The organism is Methanoregula sp. (assembly GCF_049518935.1).
Classification (GTDB): Archaea; Halobacteriota; Methanomicrobia; order Methanomicrobiales; family Methanospirillaceae; genus Methanoregula.
This window is the reverse complement of the sequence record NZ_JBEKRH010000012.1, coordinates 45,159-64,326: the sequence shown is the minus strand read 5'-3', so window position 1 is coordinate 64,326 and position 19,168 is coordinate 45,159. Positions and strand designations below refer to the sequence as shown.

The window sequence follows — 19,168 nt, the reverse complement described above, 5'->3', positions numbered from 1 at the left end:
GGGATGGGATTCGAACCCAAGAACTCCTACGAGACTAGGCCCTCAACCTAGCGCCTTTGACCTGGCTTGGCTACCCTCGCCTTTGTGCCATAACAAAGAGGTTGTCTATCTAATAAAATCTTGTGCACAATGTTCTCTCGCGGATCGTCCCGGAAGACTACGTCCATCTGATGAAAACAGTGGCCTTGGCTATGCCCGGGGTTGTGACTATTGGTGTTTCATGGGGTCATTCCGCAGCGCCGATGTCAACAGATCAGCATCGCTGTATATTTATATGCCCCCTGCCCACTGCTGAGTATGTGGTCTGACATCATCCACGAGTTTGCAGACTCGCCGTCTCAGAGTCGCGTGGTGCGGTTCCTGCTGGAAAATGGTTTTGGCGTGACTGAAGACGGACGGATCAGCTGCAACGGGATCGAGATGCCCGCGACCGCGGTGGCAAAAACCATCGGATCCGATCGCCGCGTAGTAGACTCAACAGCACGTCGGATATTAGAGCGTCCGATGCTACGGGATCTCTTTCTCAATATGCGGGCAACGCCCGACCTGAGCAGGGTGGCAGTTACCCTTGGCTATGCGGTGATAACGGTGCTGCCCAAGAATGCCAGCGAGCGGGGCATTGTCGGTGCCGCAGTCCGTGTTCTTGCGGATCATAACCTCTCCATCCGGCAGATCTTTGTTACAGATCCCCAGTTCTCCGAGGAACCAAAACTGGTGATCATTGTGGAAGACGAGCTGCCGGCCGGTGTAATCGAGAAGATCCGGGCACTCCCCCAGGTAAAACAGGTTATTATTTAGTCGGTTTGTTTTTTCCGGGCTTTTTTATCGTTTTGTGCTGCAGAGCAGTTCCACTTCGCAGGCAAGCCGGTACATCCGTTTCCGTGCCTTGACCGGCAGGTGGATTGCCGAGGTAATACTCTCCTCGATGGTTACACGTCGGTGGCCTGCAATGAGATTATCAGCATGGGTGACGATCTTCTCCTCGGTTGTCTGCGGCATACAGTCACGGGCGACAAGGCCGAGCATTATGCATTCGTCAGCAGTGAGGCCGGCGCCGGTATGGCATTCTACGATCCGTGCGATCGTTTCAGGGAATCCCTGTGAACGCAGGATATCCGCTCCTTCCTGTGCATGACGGATTGTATGGGTCCTGCTCCTGCCGATATCGTGGAGCATGGACCCGGCTTCAACAAGAGCAAAATCGGCATCCGGGTTGCGCCCGGCATACTCAAGGGCGCAGTCACAGACGGCCCGGCAATGCAGGATAACTTTTTCACTGCACCCTGCGTCCCGTAAAATATGTTCGTAAGAACCTGTCTTATGATCAGGCATGGCCCAAGGATTTTTTAATCGCCACGATCCGTTCCTTGAGGGCTTTTAAGAGGACTTCGTTGTCGAAATGTCCCATCGGCTGCTGGCAGTCCGGGCATTTGAAGTCGATATTCATTGCCTGGGGGAAGGTGAAGATCAGGTGGCAGTCCTTGCAGATGAAGAAATCGTTCTCCTCCTCGTATTTCTCGCGACGGGAGAGTTTGTCGAGCACGAGCGACATGTCCTCGCGCAGAGCATCGGCGATATGGTCGGTGCGTAACTGCCAGAGATACGTGAGCCAGCCGGTCTCATTGTTTTTTATCCGGTGGTATTCCGCAAGCCGCCTCTCGTAAAGGGTGTAGAGCGTGTGCCGCACGGAGTTGAGGTTGATCCCCGTGCTCGCTGCGAGTTCCTCATCGCTGTGTTCCCCTTCGCGCGGGAACCGTTCGAGCAGGTTAAGCCCCTCGTCCCCTACCATGCGGTGAAGATATGCACGTATTGCCGGGTTATTCAGCGTTTCTTCGATCGGATCCATCAGCGCATATATTGTCGGACGGTAGTAATATGCTTATCCAGCAGGGTATACGCATCCACACGTGTCGGCCCCCATCCGTTAATACTGACAAGGGCTTGGTCTACCTCAAAAGAGGCTCCCGGCCAGGGGATATCAGATACGAATTCTTTCAGCGGCGAAAGGTCGGCCGCAAGAGTCATGTCGCGGTCGGCAAACAGGATGCTGCGGACAGCGACCTGGTGTGCCGGGGGAACGGATGCGGGCAGCCGGCCCTGGCATGCACCGACATGAAGATCGAACAGGCTGCAACCGCATGCCCTCTCCACGGTATCGACCGTTCCCTGGAACCGGGGGTTCACTTCAATGGCCCATGCAGTATCATCGCCGGCAACGAAATCGATCCCAATGGTGCCCCGGCACCCGCTGGCAGCCGCAATCTTCTCCGCGATCGCCATCATTCCCGGGACCCGTGGGTGATCCGATGGCGTGACCGATCCGCAGAACCCGTACGCCGACTCCCCGCTGCCCCGGAGCACCTGCTCATTTACGGTGATCGCCCGTGCAGCAGTTCCGTCCGTGATACAGCAGACACTTGCAGGTACACCGTCCACAAGTTCCTGCAGGATGAACGGGATTTCCGGGTAGAGCATCTCCCAAGCCCGCATCCCGGCGTCGTCCCTGACGATCGCGTTCCGCCATCCCCCGGCACCCCGGCGAGGCTTGACCATCGCAGGGTATTCTCCGTTGCCAAGAAGGCGCGGCACGGAAACTTTGCAGGATTCAAAAAAGTGCTGGGTCTCGAGCTTATCGAGGAAACGCCCGATCTGGTCCCGGGGTGTCCCGCAAAGCGGTACGGGCACCAGCAGATCTTCCGCCCCGGAAGTTGCGACAAAAAAATCGAACGTACGTCTTTTCGCGATCCGGTCTATTGCCTCTGGCAGGTCCGCAAGGTCCTCGAATTTCTCCCGGTCAGCAGTGCACCAAGTGAGGTCCTGGTCGCAGAAATGGTCGACTGCACAGACCTCATACCCGGCCCGGTGAGCCGACTGTGCAACGTGGCGTGTGGCAAAGCCGGCGACAAGCACCCGCCCTTTCACAACTCCTCCGTCTGCTTTCCTGCCTTTGTGGGGACAATGCGAATATGTGCCCCGGGAAATTCGTTCCTGAGCTCGTTACCCGAGAAAAAGTGGTCGAGGAAGAGCGCCAGGCTCGATATCTCGGAATGGGGCTGTCCGGTTACTGCGACATTAAAATCGGCAAGTCCGTAGATCTCCCCCGGCACCTTCTCAGCCCCGACAATGACGAGGATCTTATCATGTGGCCGGATCTCGCCGATGATGTCCGGCAGGTTCAGGCCGTACATCGTGAGATGGACCACGACTCCGCTGGCAGCCTTCCACTCTTTTATGCAGGTACGCCATTTCACGTTGTCTTCGCAGAAGAACTCTCCGCCCCAGCGATCTGCAACATCGGCGATGCTCTGCACCACCCCTTTGTCGGAGGCTGCGAGGTACATGCCCTTTGCCCCGAGCGCCCGGGCAGTAAGCCCAACATGGGTAGTGACCCGCTGGTCCCGTTCGGGCCGGTGACCGATCCGTAAAATTACAACTTCTCGTGACATCGTATCATTTCCTCGCTTTGATCACGCCGTTCTCTATTATGTAGGGGAGTGCCTCATCGTATTTGAGCTGGTTGCGGATCAGGGCCTCGCCGAAATTGAGCATCCGCACCTCTGCACCCTTCCGTTCAACGAGACAGGAGCGCTCGAGACGGATGAGCGAGTCTTCCACTACGGGGAGGTCAAGGCCGCTTTTCTCGGTCAGGTCTTCTACCGTGATGGGCGAAGCTGGTGGGATCAGGTGGTATACCTTCCAGTCCGCATCCTCGCGTTTCACCTTAATGCATTCCCTGTGCTGGCGAATAAGGGTTTTTGTCCGGCCGGAATCCGGCGGTACAATGAGCGATTATTTCTAGTTTCACCATACACCTGTCTCCATGGATCCCGTCCTGACAACCACTCCCTACCGCTCCCTCGTCCAGCTGGTCGACCGGCTCTTGGATGACTGCGATGAAGATGTGGAATGCCTCGCGATCCGGCTTGGCGGGCTTGATGAGCATGTGCGGGATGAGCTGCTCGTCTCGGATCTCCTGAACGCATGGCAGGTATTCTTTTACTATTTCCGCACGGATCCCGGGGTACTCAATCGGGAACGGCTGGACTTGGAACCGGCATCGTCACTGGCAGCCGGCTTTAAACTGGACGAGATCGATCTCCTGGAATTGGTCTTCCTGATCAGGGACCATGAGCCATGGATGATCGTGAGCGATGGCGAGAAAGCGGTCGCATCGTTCAAAGGCCGGACCGCATATGGCAATGCAATGAAGTATTGCAAAGATCCGGAATGGTAGTAGTACCGATATACATATACCAGTCTTTTTTTTGATTTTTTTTCTTACGATAGATTTGAATAATATTCAACTAGTGGATGGGATTCACTCTGCCTCCCCACTCAATAACTGGAAACCTTCCGGTTAAGGACGAAAAATCCGGCTCTCCCGGCTCACTCATAGACGGGCCGGCCGGTCTTTTACGAACCGGCAAAAAACATGGAGAACCTGCTACGAAGACAAACAACCAGAAAAATTCCCGGGCCCTGAATGCTGCACCGGCTCATGTGCCGGCACATCATAGCATGGCCCGGTCCTATGCAAAGATTTCCGAACAGTTAATCACGGACAATATCCCGGCAAAAGATCGCGATCAGATCACCGGCATTTCCGGAGGCCGGCCATGACCCGCGGGCGCCTGCCGGTACGGGCCTGGGAGAAGGCAGAGCCGATCGCGGAGATGCGGGAGAGAGTCCAACATTTCCTGCGCGAACCCGGTGGCATCTGCGATTTCGAGATCCTGAGCCCGGGCCTTGTCTCTCACATAAAAATTGCCTGCGTGCGACGGCTTCGCTGTCCGATGGCAGAGATCGGACGGGAGCTTGTGGATGAGATTGCGGAGATGCGGCTGATCGCATCATCGAAAGAGATCTCCCGCGAGCTCTGGCTCTGCTCGCCCCGGTATACGTTCCGGTTCATCCGGGTCCTGGACTCCGCGCTCGCTGAGCTCGGGCGGGATGGTTCGCTTCTCCCGGCCGCAGCTCCGGGAGCGTGACTTCCCGGGACCGGACTGGGACCTGCCTGAAAACCGGGGAGTACCCCTGTTACCAGATCTCCAGGTACCTGTATTCCCCTCCATCATTTTTCTCCGTCGGAGAACACAACCCCCGGGAGATGCAAGGAAGAGAAGATATCTCAATTTTCAAATCGAGCTCTTTTTGGCAAATGGGGGGTATTTCGGGCGATTCCCCGGAATGGGCGTCAGACACAAACCCGGGAAAAGTGCGCAATTCCGGGAAAATGGATGTAAATTCATTTTAAATCGCTCGCTATTGGCCCGGTTTCCGGAAATCACGACGAAGGCAAAATGTGCGCAATTAGGCTCAATTGGCTGGCCGATCGCCTCGGTTTTCATGGTACTGGCTTGCCGATCGAAAAGAACACCTGTTTTGCGGATCAGGCTTACATCGGAGTGGGGACAGTACCCGTCGGAGAATGGCAGGGAAATTCAGGGCATCTGAAGATACAGATCCCTTCCCAGGGTAAGTGTGGGTTGCCTGCCTGGATTAATGAGGTCCGTTTTTTTCCCGTGACCGGCTATGAAATAATTTTTTAAAATTCCGGATTCAGGAAATATCCGGGAGATTTTTTTCAAATCATGTCGGAAAAAAATTCTGGAAGAAAAGTGAACGCGAATTTTTTCCGGGAATATTATTGCCGGTCCCCCGCACTAATCAGCTGCTCATTGACCACCGCAGGTACAAGCGGCGGCAGAGTCCCCCACTCCACGGTTACTTCCCCCATGATCGCAAAGACACCGCTGACTTCTGCAGGATCGATCCGCTCAAGCACGGAACGATCGTCCGGCCGGATCGCGTTGCAGACCGCGGTCGCCCAGGCATCGGCAAGCGCGACATTACGGGAGAAGATCGTAACCGCATCCGCAATGCCAAACGATATGGACGGGCCTACCGTTGCCGAAGAAGTGCAGATCCCGAGGATCCGGTCCTGCGGCGGGACAACGAATGCAATCCGGTCCGAAAGCGCTGCCTCCCCGGCATGGACACCGACCCGGACCGGGCGATCACAGAGCAGTGCGATATCGCCCCCGTTGTCGATCACCCCGAACGATGCGCCGACCTCCTGCATCGCCTCCACGCCAGCCCAAGCTATTGCTCCGGCTACTGCTGCCATCGGACCTACCCCCGCCTTCAGCGAGGCATCTGCCATACGGACGATAACGCGATCATCGGAATCCGGTGTATAGGGATCGAAGGTAGATGCGAAAAAGGGATCCCGGGCAATGTATGCCTCCAGCTCCTGCCGGGCAGCAAGGATACCTGCCTTTGCGGCCGCGACATGGGCCGGGTCATCCGCAAGGATCGTTGCGATCGTCTCGCGGAACCGGAAGGGCGCCCGGATCATAGGGGCAGGGTCAGCGCACGGTGCGGGCAGGCATCGATGCATTTCCCGCAGAGGATGCACTTCTCTTCGGTAAGTTGGAGTTTCCAGTCCGGATCGAACGAGAAGACTTCCCGCGGGCAGACGCTGATGCAGGCACCGCAGTCCACGCATTCGCTCTCGTTCAGGTTCACGCCATGCTCAAGGATCCGCACTTCTGCCCCGAGGCTTGTCATGGAATCCCGGACGAGCCGGCACTGGTCGTCCGGTACATCGATCAGCGCTTCACCTTCGGATGAATCGATTACCGCACGTTCCACATTGATCAGGACGCCGGTATCCCGCACTACCTGTGCGATGATCGGTTTGCGTCCCCGGCCCCGTGAGAAATTGACGAGCAGTTTCATTTCAGCCACCTCCCGCCAAGGATCTTGCTTAAGTTCATCGCAGTGAGGAGGGCGATCACGTGCTGCTGCTGGTCCACGACTGGCAGGGCGCTGATGTTATGCTGCTCCAGTTTCCGGACTGCGATATCCACGGCTTCATCCGCTGTCGTTGTCACCACCTTCTTTTTCATGATGTCCCGGACATGGTGTGCCTTACCGGGGTTTGCCACCGCTTTCGATACATCGAATGTGGTGACAATGCCGACCAGCACACCCTTGTCATTTACCACCGGGAGATGGTTTGTCTCCCCTTTCAGGAGCTTCTTTGCCGCGGTCTGGATCTCCTCGTTCTCGCCGATCGTGATCACGGACCGGTCCATGATATCGAGCACGCGGGGGCCTTTCGCCGTCTGGTGCATAGGCCGCGCCAGTTTCTGCGGGTCGATCGCGCGGGTCGGGAGCGCCAGCTGGATTTTACCACGCTCAACCCACCCCTTCAGCTCCTGCGCCACCCCGCGTGCCCTGCGGAAACTGGAGAGCGAGGACGTCCGCACCTCCTCTCCATTAAGTTCGACAACGCCGCTGCGGAGCTCAGCATAGCTGACCTTCCGCAGGGAGGGGCGTGAACGGCTCGGAACGCCGTAATCGAGGATGTCGACCGTGATATCCTCATCCCGCACCGCGGTCGCCCGGACCACGTCGAGATCGAGGACCGGCAGCGGAACGCCAAGTCCCACGTACAGCGTGACCCCGTAGCCCGACATGGTTGCGGCCCTGAGGTAGTCCCGGGACATCTGCTTGAGGTCTCCCGTGACCATCAGGGTCCCGAACCCCCCGCCCGGAGAGTGCTGGGTGCCCTCGCCGACCACCATGCCCGGCGCCCCGCAGAGGAATATCGGGACACCGCTCCCGATGAGGCGGAACTTCGGGTCATTGGAAATCGGGTTTAATACTCCTGCACCGGAGAACGTGATGTTGGTGCATCCGGGCAGCAGGTTACCCATGTAGGTATTGAGCACCCGGTCGGTCGTGTTCGTTGCGGCATTGTAGCGCTGGTATGCATTCCGAGGATTGCACATAATCGCCTGGTTGAGGTTCTCGAGCAGGAGATCCGTAGTGATAGTCCGGCGCGGGTAGCAGTCGGTGCCGCGGGAACTTGCACGCAGCTCCACGGCCTTTCCTGCCACGAGATCCTCAATCACGTGCGCACCGCCATATTCCGCTTCGAGCGTATCGGACTGCTGGGTGGCCCCGATATACGTGTCAACTGCGGCAAGCCCGCCATACGCTTCGACATTGTTCAGCCAGATCCGTTCCATCCTGATCGGGGGCTCGGCATGCCCGAAGTTCAGGAAAGCGCCCGAGGAGCACATCGCACCGAAGGTTCCGGTCGTGACCACGTCCACTTCCTTGAGCGCCCCTTCCTCGCCAAGCTCGGCAACGATCGCAGGCATCTCTTCAGCCGTGACAACCCGTGCACTCCCTCCACGGATGCGTTCGTTGATCTGGTCGATGGACTTGTGCATGCCCGGATATTCCGTTTTCCGAATATTTAAGGCAATTGTTATCACCCGCGGTAATAAATGCTATTTAATCCCGGGCATCCATGATCCTGTATGCATGTGCGTGACTTCATCGGGGAGATGGAGCGGCTCGCCCCTCCGGAACTGGCCGAGGACTTTGATGCAGGAAGGATCGGGCTTGTGGTCGAAGGCAGGCCGGAGATCCGGGTGATCTGCTGCGCCCTTGACGCGACACCGACCGTGGTGAAAGCCGCTGCTGATCTGCATGCCGACATGCTGGTCGTTCATCATACGCCGCTGTGGGTACCCGTCACTGCTCTGACAGGTCGGACTGCGTCCCTAATGAAGGAGATCCTCTCTTCAGGAATGAATCTCTATGTCATGCACACAAATTTCGACCGGGCGGACGAAGGAGTGAACGATGCCCTTGCCGAACTGCTCTCGCTGACTGAACGACGGCCGATGTTGCTTGGCCTGATCGGTGCCTGCCCGATTTCCCCTCAGGAGATCTCCCGGCGTCTTGGGGGAAACATCCGGGTCTGGGGAACGCCCGGTCCGATCCGGCAGCTCGCGATCGTTGCCGGCAGCGGGTTCGATACGGCGGTCATGGCCGAGGCTCATGCACAGGGGGCCGATGCCTTTCTCTCGGCCGAACTGAAACATTCTGTCGCACGATCGTCACCACTGCCCTGCATTGAAGCAACGCATTATGCGCTGGAAGCCCCGGCCATGAAACGCCTCGCAGCCCGGGAAGGCTGGCACTACTTGGACGATCCCCCGGTCCTCTCAACGCTCCCATGAGCGACATCTGGCAACGCCTCGCGGAAAAAAAATCCCTTGACCCGCCCCTCCGTGCGGAGATCGAGGCGGAATGCGGTCCGCGGGGCAGGAAGGCACTTGCAGCCATTGACGAGGGGAAAATAAAAAAATACCTTGACTTTTTTGTCGTTACCGGAAGGACCGCGGATTATATCGTGGACGAAGATTTCTGCACCTGCCGGGACTTCATGTACCGGGGCCGGACCTGCTGGCACCTGCTCGCGGTCCGGATTGCCCAGCTGACCGGGACGTTCGTGCCGGTTGACAGCTGGTACCAGGACCAGCTGAAACCCTCCCGCAGACAAAACCTGGATTAGCAAAACCTAGATTAGCGTTCGTAATCAACTGTACTGACGATTGTGTGATTGCTCATGCTTGAAGAGGAATACCAGCTCGATTACTTCAAAACCCAGGGAATGACCCGCAAGATCTGTAAGGTGTGCGGTTCTGCCTTCTGGACCCGCGACAGTTCGCGCGAAGTCTGCGGGGATGCGCCCTGTGAACCCTATAACTTCATCGGCAACCCGATCTTCCGGCCCCATACCCTCGACAGCATGCGTGAGGCGTACCTCTCCTTTTTTGAGAAACACGGGCACACGCGGATAGAGCGGTACCCGGTCGTGGCACGCTGGCGGGACGATATCTATCTCACCATCGCATCGATTGCGGATTTTCAGCCCTATGTCACGAGTGGTATTGTACCCCCGCCGGCAAACCCGTTGACCCTCTCCCAGCCGTGCATCCGGCTCAATGATCTCGACTCCGTGGGCCGGTCAGGACGCCACCTCACTACGTTCGAGATGATGGCACACCATGCCTTCAACACTCCCACGGAGGAGATCTACTGGAAGGACAGGACCGTGGAACTCTGCGACCAGTTCATCGCCTCTATCGGAGGGGATATCAACCAGGTCACTTACAAGGAGAACCCCTGGATCGGCGGCGGGAATGCCGGTCCGAGTGTCGAGGTGCTAATAGGCGGTCTCGAAGTCGCGACCCTTGTCTTCATGAGCCTCGGCCGACAGAAGACTGACGGGAAGGGCTACGATCTCAACGGCGAGATGTATTACCCGATGAAGCTCAGAATTGTCGATACCGGCTATGGGCTCGAACGGTTCGTCTGGGCTTCTAAGGGTTCGCCCACCATCTACGATGCGGTCTTCCCGGAGATGGTGAGCAGGGTGATGGGTCTTGCCGGCCTCTCCCACATGCTTGACAACAAGGAATATACGAAGATCCTTGCCCTCAACGCAAAATTCGCCGGCCTCATGGACATCTCGGGCACCAACCTCTTCAACCTCCGCAAGAAAGTGGCGGCGGCAATCGATATCTCACCCGAGAAACTGGACAAGATGATCACGCCGATCGAGAAGGTGTACGCGGTAGTCGACCACACCCGCTGCCTTGCCTACATGCTCGGCGACTGCATCGTCCCCTCCAATGTGCGGGAAGGCTATCTCGCCCGCCTCGTCATCCGCAGGACCCTGCGGCTGATGACCGATCTCAAGATCGAGGAACCGCTGGCCGAATTGATCGAGCAGCAAACCCGTATCCTCGGTAACCGGAAGTTCGAGCAGGACATCTCGGTAGTTCGCGAGATCGCGGATCGCGAGACTGAGAAGTATGCCCAGACTCTCGAACGTGGCACCCGGATCGTCCAGAAAGTGGCCAAGACCTACAAGGCGAAGAGCCAGCGCGTCCCGCTCGCCGAGATCATGACCCTTTACGACTCTCATGGCATCCAGCCGGAGATGGTCCGGGATATCGCTGCAAAAGAAGGAGCGGTTGTTGATCTTCCGGATAACTTCTATTCGATGGTTGCCGACTCGCACTCCGAGTCCAAGAAGGAGGTCGAGGTGGACAAGACCGCGAAATATGCGGAACGACTCCAGACCCTGCCGCCCACGAAGAAACTCTACTACGAGCAGCCCTCGGACATTGAGTTCGAGGCAGTCGTGCTGGACTTCTTCGACGAATATGCGGTGCTCGACCAGACTCTCTTCTATCCCGAGGGTGGCGGCCAGCCGGCCGATACCGGGACACTCGTCAGCGCCGAGGCAATGGTTCGTGTGGATGGTGTTGTCAAGGTGGGCGAGGTCGTCCTCCACCACATTGTTGGCGGCATGCTCCGGCGCGGCGAGCGGCTTAAGGGTATGGTCGACGAGGAGCGGCGCTGGTCCCTGATGCGCCACCACACCGCAACCCACATCCTCCTCCACGCGTCAAAGGAGGTGCTGGGCGCCCACATCCACCAGGCCGGCGCCCAGAAAGGCAGCGAGAGCTCGCGTGTCGACATCCGCCACTTCAAGCACATCACGCAGGACGAGCTCCACAGGATCGAGATCGCGGCAAACCGGATGATCATGGCGAGCCAGCCGGTCGAGATCTCGATCGAGGACCGGACCAAGGCGGAGCAGAAATACGGCTTCTCCCTCTACCAGGGAGGTGTTCCGCCCGGCAGGGAAATACGGGTCGTCAAGGTGGCAGGCGATATCGAAGCCTGTGCCGGCACCCACTGCCGGAGTACCGGTGAAGTTGGTGTCATCAAGATCATGCGGGTTGAACATATTCAGGACGGCATCGAGCGGATCGAGTTTGCCGCCGGTGTTGCCGCGATCTACTACATGCAGCACCTCGAGGGGATTGTTGCGTCATCGGCTGATATCCTCTCGGTCCAGTTCGAGAATCTCCCCCCAACCGTGACCCGGTTCTTCACGGAATGGAAAGAGCAGAAGAAAGAGATCGAGCGCATGAGCACCCAGCTGGTCGAACTGGAGATGCGTTCCCTCGTTCCCGAATCCATCGGCGGTGTGGATGTCGTGATCCGTCGGATCGATCTCCCGCAGAAGGAGCTCTCTGCCCTTGCCACATCCGTTGCAGAGAAAGGTGGCGTTGCCCTCATTGCCGGATCTGGCGATACAGCCCGCGTTGTCCTCGCATCCGGGGACTCACGGGTCAATGCCGGCGAGATCATCGGGCAGGTCTGCGGCCTGCTCGGGGGCAAGGGAGGCGGCAAGCCAACTATGGCACAGGGCGGGGGCCCGGATGTCAACCAGCTGGACCTTGCACTGAAAGTCGGACGCGAACGGATCATTGCTGCCCTGCATGACTGACGGGATCATAGTGCTGGAGCCCGGCGAAGAACGGGCGCAGAAGATTGCAAAAGCCATGGGAAGCCAGACGGCAAGCGATATCCTCCGGCTGCTGGCTGGGGGGGCAAAGAGCCTGACCGATATCACGGATACCCTTGCCGTCCCGATGAATACGGCGAAGTACCATGTCGGGAACCTGCTCGATGCCGGGCTCATCACGGTCACGGACACAAAATACAGCGTCAAGGGCAGGGAAGTCAAACTCTATTCCCTTACAAACCAGCTCCTGATAGTTGCCCCGCGGCAGGCAGACCTCCGGTCCCTGCTCCTGAAGTATGCCGCCCTGTTTGGTATTGTTGCCGTTGCGTCCCTGGCCGTGTCTGTCATCCTGCCGCTGATTGCATCATGGTCCGCTGCCAGCCCCCCGATGGCGGTCCCTGCTGCGTTCGCCGTTGGTGGTGCGGAGCGAAGTAACGAAGTTGGCACCATGGCCATGAAAGTAAGCTCTGACACCTGGGCAATGTCGTCGGCTGCCGGCCCGGATCCCGCCCTTGCATTCTTCCTTGGCGGGATCCTTGTGATCTTCGTCCTGCTCTGCTACGAAGCATGGCTCTGGAAAAAGCGGTAGCCTGAACCTGCGGATGGGGCAGCATCTCCAGAATGCGATAACTTCCGAACAGGCAACTCCCGCAGTATCGCAATGCGCAGGGGCGGAATGGGGTGACAGCCTACCTGCCCGAAGGTCAGGTGTAGTGCAACAAAGGAGCATGAGAAAATAGTCATCAGAATATTTCCGGGAGGGGACATCTCGTCAGAGATGAGCTACGAGAAGAACCATCCGGTTCTTTGTTGTGGAACTGTCCCGTCCCCCCGCAAAATATAATCTGATAATAAATGTCCACTGCAAGAATTTTTCAGAATATTTTTTTTGAATTTTTTTAAATAACCCGCCGGGAAAACGAATAAAAAGAAATTTTCTGGTATTTCTTTTCCCGATTACTTCCTGTCTCTGCTGCCTGTCATGACTGCCATCATACCGGCACAGAGAAGCGCGTCAATCGGAATCAGGGAGGGAAGGGGTGACTGCGTTGTTGTGACTGGCCAGGGTGTCGGGACGGTAGTGACCGGGCGGGTTGTTCTCACGACCGCTGCCGTTCCGGTGACAACGGCAGTCGGGGCAGTTGTGGGTGCAACTACCGTGAATACTTTCTCGCCGATAAATCCGTTCGAATCTGAGAAGTCAACCTTGTAATCCCCGCCGCTGGTGACAGGAACTTTCTTGGTAAACACTCCCGCACCATTCCTGATGTCTGCCTGGGTCTGGATCCACGTAGCGGGAAATACCTCCCCGTCCGGGCCGGTTACCTCGATTTGTACGCCACCGTTCCCGGCATGCAGGATATCCCCTTCAACCCTGAGCGCCTCATCGAGGTCTTGTGACACGGGAGACGTGATCTCGATATTACCTGAACGGTCAACGATGGTGATTAACTGGAGCGTGGTTGAATCCGAGCTCGGTGAAACAATACTGGTAAACTGTACCTCGAGCTTGTATTGCCCTCCCGGTAAACCCGTGGTATCGACCACGAGATACTGGGTGTTGTGGTCCGCCTGGATTGTCACCGGCTGGTTTTTGATCTGGGTAGCTGTATATTGTGACTGGTACAGGACAAGATTGAACGTAGTCCCCGCCGGGAAATTACTGTCAAGCGAGCACTTGAGCGGCGCCCCGGCCTGCACGCTGTCAGGACATTTCAGGTAGACATTGTATGCGGACGCAGTACCCGCGGTACATATCAGGAGCAGTGCGATGATCAGGATTCTTTTCATGACTACAGGATCGAATGGCCGGAATATTAATGGTATCTTTTGATCCGGTTTAAAAAAAAGGTCCGTGACCCGGAATGTGAATATTCCGGGATACCTTCAGATCATGCCAATGAAATTCTCCAGCATGCGGAGGCCGACAGCGCCACTCTTTTCCGGGTGGAACTGGACACCGTACGCATTGCCGTTCTGTACCGCGGAGGCAAAGGGGCAGATGTACCGGGTAGAAGTGAGCGTGTATTCCGGCAGGGTATCGGCATAATAGGAATGGACGAAGTATACGTATTCAGCAGGCCCGAGACCGGAAAGGAGCGGGTTGTCCGGCTGTTCGATCGCAAGGGAATTCCAGCCCATGTGGGGGACTTTGAACCCGTAGACCCGCGGGAACCGTGTTACCCTGCCCGGAACAAGGCCCAGGCCCTGGTGGATCCCATGCTCTTCGCTCGTCTCCATGAGCATCTGCATACCCAGGCAGATGCCGAGAAGCGGGACGTCCCGGGTAGATTCGATGATCAGGTCCTTGAGGGGCCCGAGCTGGTCCATACCCTCGTGGAATGCACCGACCCCCGGGAGCACAAGCCCGTCGGCAGCGGCGATCTCGTGCGCATCGCAGGTGATAGCAGCGTGCGCTCCTGCCTTCTCAAGGCCCTTCATGACACTGCGAAGGTTGCCAAGGCCGTAATCAATAATGGCTATCTGCATCATCGCTGCTCCCTTCTTTGAGTCTCCACTTTCCTTCGGTAATCCAATCCGCGGGAAGCCCCTGCGACTCCTGCCAGCCGGCCAGGTGCTTTGTCCAGTCCTGCCAGAGTTCCGGGTAGTCCTCCGCGATCATGTGAATCAATGCCATATCGCTTGACGGGCACATGAAACAACCGATCCTATCCAGGTGGTGCATGTACAGGACGTTTGCGGGTGCCTTCTCCCTCATGATATACATCCAGACATGGAGGGCGGTCCAGTTGTGGATCGGAGCAGCGGAGAGCTGGATCCGGACATTCCTGTTGCGCCAGACCCGTTCGCTCTGTGCCCGGGCCGCAGATTCGTATCTTCGCTGGCCGATGAAGGATAGGCACTTCCCCCAGCGCTCCCGGATCATGTTCGTGACCGGTGTCAGCTTGCAGACCTTGCAGCACCAGCGGGCATTCACAGCCGGCGGACCCTGCTCTGCGAACGTCTCCCAGAATGTATTGATGCCGTTTGTCCTGAGTACTTCGAGGTCGTACTTCTCCGACACTTCCCTGATGTTTGCATAGGTTTCCGGGAATTCAAGACCCGTATCGGCAAAGAGCAGAGGTACCGGCCCGACCGCTTTAAGGACCACGAGGAGCGTAGCAAGGCTGTCCTTTCCCCCTGAATAGGAGACGTTTGCGACAAGCCCCGGGTTCCTTCCGGCAACCGCCCGAACAAACGCAACCGCTTCCGATTCAGCCGCTGTGAGCACCTTTGTGTTTGCCCGCACGACATCGTCCCACGAGGCGTTGCCGGGAGTCAGCTGCGAGGCGATATTCCGACGGGTCCGTACTACGGATCCTTTCGCCATGGAACGGGCGGTTGCTGCATCGACTTTTGCCCGTCCGACACCGATACAGCTCCCATCCTGTGTAAGTATGAATACCTCGTCCCCTGCCCTGACATGATCTTCAATTGATACGAGCCCGGGGGCGAGCACGCTCATCCCCTGGTTGCGGATGAACGGGACTGCATCGTCGCTGACCACGACAAACCGTTTTGCAGGGGTAAAGAGCCGGCCGGCTTCCGGCCGCGGGACCGGCTCCCAGTGCCGGTCTTTGGGGAAATACCGGATGATCCCGGCAATCCCCCCGCCCACGATCACCTCTTCCATCCGGTCCTGGTCGGGCACCTTGTTGAGAAGGACGATCTGGCCATCCGGTATGAGCGGGGCGCCGAAATGATCTTCATAAATCCGGTTGATTAGTGCAATGTCCTCCGGAAATGCCGGGCGTGCATCCCCGGGAGGGGTAACAGGCACCTCGCGGGTCTCTGCACCGCAGGCACAGGTCCGGGAGAGGACAGGGGTATGGCAGGCATCACACCAACGGAGCAGGATTTTGCCAAGATATGACGGGGGCATCTCTGTATTCATTGTCACTTTTGGAATAAAAACAAACGCGTACCGGAACCGGCGGGTATGTGCCTGCCGGAAATGACGGGTCAAAAACCATGGCAGGCCCATGAATGCCGGGGCAGTATGGATATATACCAATCTTCCCCACCATTACAGGATAATGATAGACACCTGGCTGCTGGCCACCCTCTGCCTTCTGCTCCTGACTGCCGGGGCACTCATACGCGTGTTGTGGACAAAGACCCGGTATGATCGCTATGTTGCGGCCCTGGTAGCGGTTACTGCCGCCGGCGCAGCCGGTCTCTGCCTGAGCATTGCCCTTGGTACCCTGATCGCCTTGGATCTGACGGTGATCCTTGCGCTGATCTTTTACTCGGTCATCCTTGCGCTGATCAGTTTCTCCTGGGGTGAAAGCACATGATGCCGCTCTTCTGGGATATTCTCATCTGGCTCCTCCTCGCAATCGGTGTTGGTTTTGGGGCACTGGCGTTTCTAGGGCTCCTGATATTCCCGGATATCCGCAGCCGTATGTTTACGGCAACACGTGCAATATTGATCAGTGTCAGTGCGATAACCGTTGCAGTTATCCTCTTTGGGATCAACGGGTTCCTGTCTACTGGAGGCAGCCAGTATGCAACCTTTGTTATTCATACCCTCTTTTTCTACGGTGTGGTCGTGGTTGCGAATAGTGCAATAGCACGGATCATTCTTGACCGGACCCGTCATGAATCATACTGCCAGGCAAACCCTGGAGCAGGTACTGAAACCGAACCGCAAGAAGAAAATTAACCCCTCTCTTTTTGATCCGGAGTACTTGTATTCGGAAAAATCAGGCATGGTACACCGGGTTTTCGCCTTGCCGGTTCTTTTCCCGCGTAAAAAAAAGTGCAGATTTCCGGTATTATTCCGGATCTGCCATTTCCTTTTCCGGTTCCATGAAACAAAGAATCGCCGTAATCCCGAGGATAACGACTGTTGGCATGTAGAGGAAGAGCAGGTTTAAGGTACCTGCGACCGGGGCCGAGAGGGTGATGAATACCGCTGACAGGAGCAGCATCCAGCCGGCGAACCGTGTCTCCTTGTTGGCGATTGCCGCTCCCATCAGTCCCATGCTTGAGAAGAGTGCTGCCTGCACACCGGAAAGAGTCTGGTCGCTGCTGGTGGCAGAGAGAATGACGAAGATGGCCGTTATAATCCCAAGGATTGCCCCGACAAGGCCCAGCATGAACTGCTTTTTCATAGTTTTACGGATGACGCGGAGGTGGATAAAGGTTACCGTAGCGTTCCTGAGTGCAAACGATCAGATCCTGCACGTGCGGGCAGGAACCCGCGGGAGGGCTTTGCAAAATCCCGGAAAATGCGCGTCCCTCCCCGGAGAATATGGTCAGTCCCTGAACGTAATTCCTATAAATCGGCGCCATTTTTTAAATCAGAGCGAAATTTGAAGGATTGCGCATTTCGTGATGTATTGCTTTGATAATCCGTTCTTGCATGGATAGTGGCCATTTGCAATGAAGAAAGTAGTGGTTATGTGCATTTCTGGGCCTCAAAATGCCATTGCGACCAAAATATTTATTAATAGACAAATTAAGAGAAAATATAACCCTTTCCGGTAGGAGGTGGATACCAACATGGCAGCAGCAAAGAAGGCGGCGGCAAAGAAGCCGGAAGCAAAAAAGCCCGTAAAGAAGGCGGCAGCAGCAAAGAAGAAGTAATCTTTGCACATAACACGAACACTATTTTTAGAATATTGTTTTTGGATTCTCACTTGATTCCGTAGTACCGGATTTACGGGATGAAACTATTGAAAAAAGCATTTGGCAGTTTTTTTTAAAAACTAGGACATAACGATCAGAACCAGCCCGGGATCGGATTAAAAAACCAGGCGCCGGGCATGCAGACCTGAAGATTCCGGCTCTCATGGTATGACCGGCGCTGAAAAGCCCCTGTTTATTCTCCCAGCGCCGGATAATCGGTATATCCTTTTTCTTCGCCGGTATAGAACGTTGCAGCGTCCTCCCGGTTCAGGGGGGCATGCCTGCGGAACCGCTCGGGAAGATCCGGGTTGGCAAGGAACGGGGCTCCAAACGCGATGAGGTCAGTGCCCCCTTCCTCAACTGCCGCCGTCCCGCTCTGCTCATCATATCCCCCGTTGAGTATGAGCGTTCCATCGAATTTCGCCCGGATGACGGAAGCCAGCCGGTCTCCGGCTGCCGGGACCGGTGTCCTGCCCCCGACAGGCTCGATAAGGTGGACATACCCGATACCTGTCCTGTTCAGCCCCTCGACAAGGCAGGAGAATGTCTCCTGCGGGTTTGAATCCGCCATAGCATGGAACAGGAAATGCGGTGAGATCCGGTACCCTACCCGTTTTCCGCCGCAGACTTTGGCTACGGCCCCGGCAACCTGCAGCGGGAGGCGTGCCCGGTTCTCCACGCTACCGCCATACGTGTCGGTCCTCCGGTTCGAACCATCCCGCAGGAACTGATCCAGCAGGTAACCATTTGCACCGTGGATCTCAACGCCGTCAAAACCCGCTGCCATTGCATTAATCGCCCCAACGCGGAACTGGTCGATGATGCCGTGGATCTCATCGATGCCGAGGGAACGGGGGACTGGGATCTCCTTCTTCGCGCCGGAGGGGGTATGGATCTCTTCACCAACGGGAAGAGCTGACGGGGCGACCGGAAGTGCACCTCCAAGAAAATCCGGGTGGGACATCCGCCCCACGTGCCAGAGCTGGAGGAAGATCCTCCCGCCGGATTTGTGGACGGCTCCGGTCACGTCCTTCCACCCGGCCACCTGATCCGGTGAGTGAATCCCGGGAGTCCGCTGGAAACCGACCCCCATGGGGCTCACTTGGGACCCCTCGGTGATGATGAGTCCTGCCGAGGCTCTCTGCCGGTAATACGTGACCGTTAACGGCCCCGGGACGTTTCCATTGATTGCACGGCAGCGGGTCATGGGGGCCATGACCATACGGTTCGAAAGCGTAAGTTCGCCAAGAGTATATCCGGACAACAGACTCATAGTTACGTCAACTCCATCATCGTTTTTACCACATCCGGTTGTGGCAGGCAAAGTCTCTTTCCCTGTTT

Annotated in this window: 22 protein-coding genes; 9 read left to right on the top strand and 13 right to left on the bottom strand. The window is 56.9% G+C overall.

What is annotated here, in order from left to right:
* The first annotated feature begins 297 nt into the window (after window positions 1-297).
* Window positions 298-798, top strand: coding sequence for a TrpY family transcription regulator (trpY, locus tag ABSE13_RS08785; RefSeq protein WP_424028141.1), 501 nt, complete (start codon window positions 298-300; stop codon window positions 796-798).
* A gap of 24 nt (window positions 799-822) precedes the next feature.
* On the opposite strand, the gene ABSE13_RS08780 is transcribed toward trpY, so the two are convergent.
* Genes ABSE13_RS08780 through ABSE13_RS08760 form a run of 5 tightly spaced genes read right to left on the bottom strand, consistent with a single transcriptional unit; the run spans window position 823 to window position 3,720 of the window.
* Window positions 823-1,332 (bottom strand): HD domain-containing protein, encoded by a 510-nt coding sequence (locus ABSE13_RS08780; RefSeq protein WP_424028140.1) that lies wholly within the window; start codon window positions 1,330-1,332, stop codon window positions 823-825.
* Window positions 1,325-1,846, bottom strand: coding sequence for a transcription factor (locus tag ABSE13_RS08775; RefSeq protein ID WP_424028139.1), 522 nt, complete (start codon window positions 1,844-1,846; stop codon window positions 1,325-1,327). Before ABSE13_RS08775 ends, ABSE13_RS08780 begins: the two co-directional genes overlap by 8 nt.
* Window positions 1,846-2,922: an ATP-grasp domain-containing protein gene (locus ABSE13_RS08770; RefSeq protein WP_424028138.1), complete on the bottom strand. Its 1,077-nt coding sequence runs from the start codon at window positions 2,920-2,922 to the stop codon at window positions 1,846-1,848. The genes ABSE13_RS08775 and ABSE13_RS08770 overlap by 1 nt, the downstream gene beginning before the upstream one ends.
* Window positions 2,919-3,446 carry a tRNA (cytidine(56)-2'-O)-methyltransferase gene (locus ABSE13_RS08765; RefSeq protein ID WP_424028137.1) on the bottom strand — a complete coding sequence of 176 codons (528 nt, stop codon included), beginning with the start codon at window positions 3,444-3,446 and terminating at the stop codon, window positions 2,919-2,921. The genes ABSE13_RS08770 and ABSE13_RS08765 overlap by 4 nt, the downstream gene beginning before the upstream one ends.
* Before the next feature lie 4 nt (window positions 3,447-3,450).
* Window positions 3,451-3,720, bottom strand: coding sequence for a MarR family transcriptional regulator (locus tag ABSE13_RS08760; RefSeq protein ID WP_424028136.1), 270 nt, complete (start codon window positions 3,718-3,720; stop codon window positions 3,451-3,453).
* A 100-nt stretch (window positions 3,721-3,820) separates the two neighbouring features.
* Here ABSE13_RS08760 and ABSE13_RS08755 point away from each other — a divergent pair, with 100 nt between their 5' ends.
* Window positions 3,821-4,234 carry a hypothetical protein gene (locus tag ABSE13_RS08755; RefSeq protein ID WP_424028135.1) on the top strand — a complete coding sequence of 138 codons (414 nt, stop codon included), beginning with the start codon at window positions 3,821-3,823 and terminating at the stop codon, window positions 4,232-4,234.
* A gap of 382 nt (window positions 4,235-4,616) precedes the next feature.
* Entirely contained in the window at window positions 4,617-4,988 is a 372-nt protein-coding gene (locus tag ABSE13_RS08750; protein ID WP_424028134.1) for a hypothetical protein, read from the top strand.
* 656 nt (window positions 4,989-5,644) lie between these two features.
* On the opposite strand, the gene ABSE13_RS08745 is transcribed toward ABSE13_RS08750, so the two are convergent.
* From ABSE13_RS08745 to ABSE13_RS08735, 3 genes are read right to left on the bottom strand one after another with little or no spacing between them, the layout of a single operon-like run.
* A complete protein-coding gene (locus ABSE13_RS08745) occupies window positions 5,645-6,358 on the bottom strand; it encodes a UPF0280 family protein (protein ID WP_424028133.1) in 714 nt (237 codons plus the stop codon).
* A complete protein-coding gene (locus tag ABSE13_RS08740) occupies window positions 6,355-6,741 on the bottom strand; it encodes a 4Fe-4S binding protein (RefSeq protein ID WP_424028132.1) in 387 nt (128 codons plus the stop codon). The genes ABSE13_RS08745 and ABSE13_RS08740 overlap by 4 nt, the downstream gene beginning before the upstream one ends.
* Window positions 6,738-8,246 (bottom strand): homocysteine biosynthesis protein, encoded by a 1,509-nt coding sequence (locus tag ABSE13_RS08735; protein WP_424028131.1) that lies wholly within the window; start codon window positions 8,244-8,246, stop codon window positions 6,738-6,740. The genes ABSE13_RS08740 and ABSE13_RS08735 overlap by 4 nt, the downstream gene beginning before the upstream one ends.
* Before the next feature lie 90 nt (window positions 8,247-8,336).
* Here ABSE13_RS08735 and ABSE13_RS08730 point away from each other — a divergent pair, with 90 nt between their 5' ends.
* Genes ABSE13_RS08730 through ABSE13_RS08715 form a run of 4 tightly spaced genes read left to right on the top strand, consistent with a single transcriptional unit; the run spans window position 8,337 to window position 12,782 of the window.
* Window positions 8,337-9,044: a Nif3-like dinuclear metal center hexameric protein gene (locus tag ABSE13_RS08730; protein ID WP_424028130.1), complete on the top strand. Its 708-nt coding sequence runs from the start codon at window positions 8,337-8,339 to the stop codon at window positions 9,042-9,044.
* Window positions 9,041-9,379 (top strand): SWIM zinc finger family protein, encoded by a 339-nt coding sequence (locus ABSE13_RS08725; protein ID WP_424028129.1) that lies wholly within the window; start codon window positions 9,041-9,043, stop codon window positions 9,377-9,379. Before ABSE13_RS08730 ends, ABSE13_RS08725 begins: the two co-directional genes overlap by 4 nt.
* A 54-nt stretch (window positions 9,380-9,433) precedes the next feature.
* On the top strand, window positions 9,434-12,175 hold the full coding sequence (gene alaS / locus ABSE13_RS08720) for an alanine--tRNA ligase (RefSeq protein WP_424028128.1): 2,742 nt from the start codon (window positions 9,434-9,436) through the stop codon (window positions 12,173-12,175).
* Window positions 12,168-12,782, top strand: a complete 615-nt coding sequence (locus ABSE13_RS08715; protein WP_424028127.1) for an ArsR/SmtB family transcription factor — start codon at window positions 12,168-12,170, stop codon at window positions 12,780-12,782. Before alaS ends, ABSE13_RS08715 begins: the two co-directional genes overlap by 8 nt.
* A gap of 368 nt (window positions 12,783-13,150) precedes the next feature.
* Here ABSE13_RS08715 and ABSE13_RS08710 read toward each other — a convergent pair whose 3' ends face one another.
* The 3 genes from ABSE13_RS08710 to ABSE13_RS08700 form a co-directional block, all read right to left on the bottom strand.
* On the bottom strand, window positions 13,151-13,984 hold the full coding sequence (locus tag ABSE13_RS08710) for a hypothetical protein (RefSeq protein WP_424028126.1): 834 nt from the start codon (window positions 13,982-13,984) through the stop codon (window positions 13,151-13,153).
* A 96-nt stretch (window positions 13,985-14,080) separates the two neighbouring features.
* Entirely contained in the window at window positions 14,081-14,686 is a 606-nt protein-coding gene (hisH, locus tag ABSE13_RS08705) for an imidazole glycerol phosphate synthase subunit HisH (protein ID WP_424028125.1), read from the bottom strand.
* A complete protein-coding gene (locus ABSE13_RS08700; protein WP_424028143.1) occupies window positions 14,664-16,076 on the bottom strand; it encodes a phosphoadenosine phosphosulfate reductase domain-containing protein in 1,413 nt (470 codons plus the stop codon). The genes hisH and ABSE13_RS08700 overlap by 23 nt, the downstream gene beginning before the upstream one ends.
* 154 nt (window positions 16,077-16,230) lie before the next feature.
* On the opposite strand from ABSE13_RS08700, the gene ABSE13_RS08695 reads away from it, so the two are divergent.
* Both ABSE13_RS08695 and ABSE13_RS08690 read left to right on the top strand, forming a co-directional pair.
* Window positions 16,231-16,491, top strand: a complete 261-nt coding sequence (locus ABSE13_RS08695; RefSeq protein WP_424028124.1) for a hypothetical protein — start codon at window positions 16,231-16,233, stop codon at window positions 16,489-16,491.
* Window positions 16,488-16,859 carry a hypothetical protein gene (locus ABSE13_RS08690; protein ID WP_424028123.1) on the top strand — a complete coding sequence of 124 codons (372 nt, stop codon included), beginning with the start codon at window positions 16,488-16,490 and terminating at the stop codon, window positions 16,857-16,859. Before ABSE13_RS08695 ends, ABSE13_RS08690 begins: the two co-directional genes overlap by 4 nt.
* A 112-nt stretch (window positions 16,860-16,971) precedes the next feature.
* On the opposite strand, the gene ABSE13_RS08685 is transcribed toward ABSE13_RS08690, so the two are convergent.
* Both ABSE13_RS08685 and ABSE13_RS08680 read right to left on the bottom strand, forming a co-directional pair.
* Entirely contained in the window at window positions 16,972-17,310 is a 339-nt protein-coding gene (locus ABSE13_RS08685; protein ID WP_424028122.1) for a hypothetical protein, read from the bottom strand.
* A gap of 710 nt (window positions 17,311-18,020) precedes the next feature.
* Window positions 18,021-19,100, bottom strand: a complete 1,080-nt coding sequence (locus ABSE13_RS08680) for an alkene reductase (RefSeq protein WP_424028121.1) — start codon at window positions 19,098-19,100, stop codon at window positions 18,021-18,023.
* Window positions 19,101-19,168 lie beyond the last annotated feature (68 nt).

What these genes read in the sequence shown, in the direction of transcription:
- trpY (WP_424028141.1), top strand. Translation starts at nt 298, where the DNA reads ATGTGGTCTGACATCATCCACGAGTTTGCAGACTCGCCGTCTCAGAGT.
- ABSE13_RS08780 (WP_424028140.1), bottom strand. Translation starts at nt 1,332, where the DNA reads ATGCCTGATCATAAGACAGGTTCTTACGAACATATTTTACGGGACGCA.
- ABSE13_RS08775 (WP_424028139.1), bottom strand. Translation starts at nt 1,846, where the DNA reads ATGGATCCGATCGAAGAAACGCTGAATAACCCGGCAATACGTGCATAT.
- ABSE13_RS08765 (WP_424028137.1), bottom strand. Translation starts at nt 3,446, where the DNA reads ATGTCACGAGAAGTTGTAATTTTACGGATCGGTCACCGGCCCGAACGG.
- ABSE13_RS08755 (WP_424028135.1), top strand. Translation starts at nt 3,821, where the DNA reads ATGGATCCCGTCCTGACAACCACTCCCTACCGCTCCCTCGTCCAGCTG.
- ABSE13_RS08750 (WP_424028134.1), top strand. Translation starts at nt 4,617, where the DNA reads ATGACCCGCGGGCGCCTGCCGGTACGGGCCTGGGAGAAGGCAGAGCCG.
- ABSE13_RS08745 (WP_424028133.1), bottom strand. Translation starts at nt 6,358, where the DNA reads ATGATCCGGGCGCCCTTCCGGTTCCGCGAGACGATCGCAACGATCCTT.
- ABSE13_RS08740 (WP_424028132.1), bottom strand. Translation starts at nt 6,741, where the DNA reads ATGAAACTGCTCGTCAATTTCTCACGGGGCCGGGGACGCAAACCGATC.
- ABSE13_RS08735 (WP_424028131.1), bottom strand. Translation starts at nt 8,246, where the DNA reads ATGCACAAGTCCATCGACCAGATCAACGAACGCATCCGTGGAGGGAGT.
- ABSE13_RS08730 (WP_424028130.1), top strand. Translation starts at nt 8,337, where the DNA reads ATGCATGTGCGTGACTTCATCGGGGAGATGGAGCGGCTCGCCCCTCCG.
- ABSE13_RS08725 (WP_424028129.1), top strand. Translation starts at nt 9,041, where the DNA reads ATGAGCGACATCTGGCAACGCCTCGCGGAAAAAAAATCCCTTGACCCG.
- alaS (WP_424028128.1), top strand. Translation starts at nt 9,434, where the DNA reads ATGCTTGAAGAGGAATACCAGCTCGATTACTTCAAAACCCAGGGAATG.
- ABSE13_RS08715 (WP_424028127.1), top strand. Translation starts at nt 12,168, where the DNA reads ATGACTGACGGGATCATAGTGCTGGAGCCCGGCGAAGAACGGGCGCAG.
- ABSE13_RS08710 (WP_424028126.1), bottom strand. Translation starts at nt 13,984, where the DNA reads ATGAAAAGAATCCTGATCATCGCACTGCTCCTGATATGTACCGCGGGT.
- hisH (WP_424028125.1), bottom strand. Translation starts at nt 14,686, where the DNA reads ATGATGCAGATAGCCATTATTGATTACGGCCTTGGCAACCTTCGCAGT.
- ABSE13_RS08700 (WP_424028143.1), bottom strand. Translation starts at nt 16,076, where the DNA reads ATGCCCCCGTCATATCTTGGCAAAATCCTGCTCCGTTGGTGTGATGCC.
- ABSE13_RS08695 (WP_424028124.1), top strand. Translation starts at nt 16,231, where the DNA reads ATGATAGACACCTGGCTGCTGGCCACCCTCTGCCTTCTGCTCCTGACT.
- ABSE13_RS08690 (WP_424028123.1), top strand. Translation starts at nt 16,488, where the DNA reads ATGATGCCGCTCTTCTGGGATATTCTCATCTGGCTCCTCCTCGCAATC.
- ABSE13_RS08685 (WP_424028122.1), bottom strand. Translation starts at nt 17,310, where the DNA reads ATGAAAAAGCAGTTCATGCTGGGCCTTGTCGGGGCAATCCTTGGGATT.
- ABSE13_RS08680 (WP_424028121.1), bottom strand. Translation starts at nt 19,100, where the DNA reads ATGAGTCTGTTGTCCGGATATACTCTTGGCGAACTTACGCTTTCGAAC.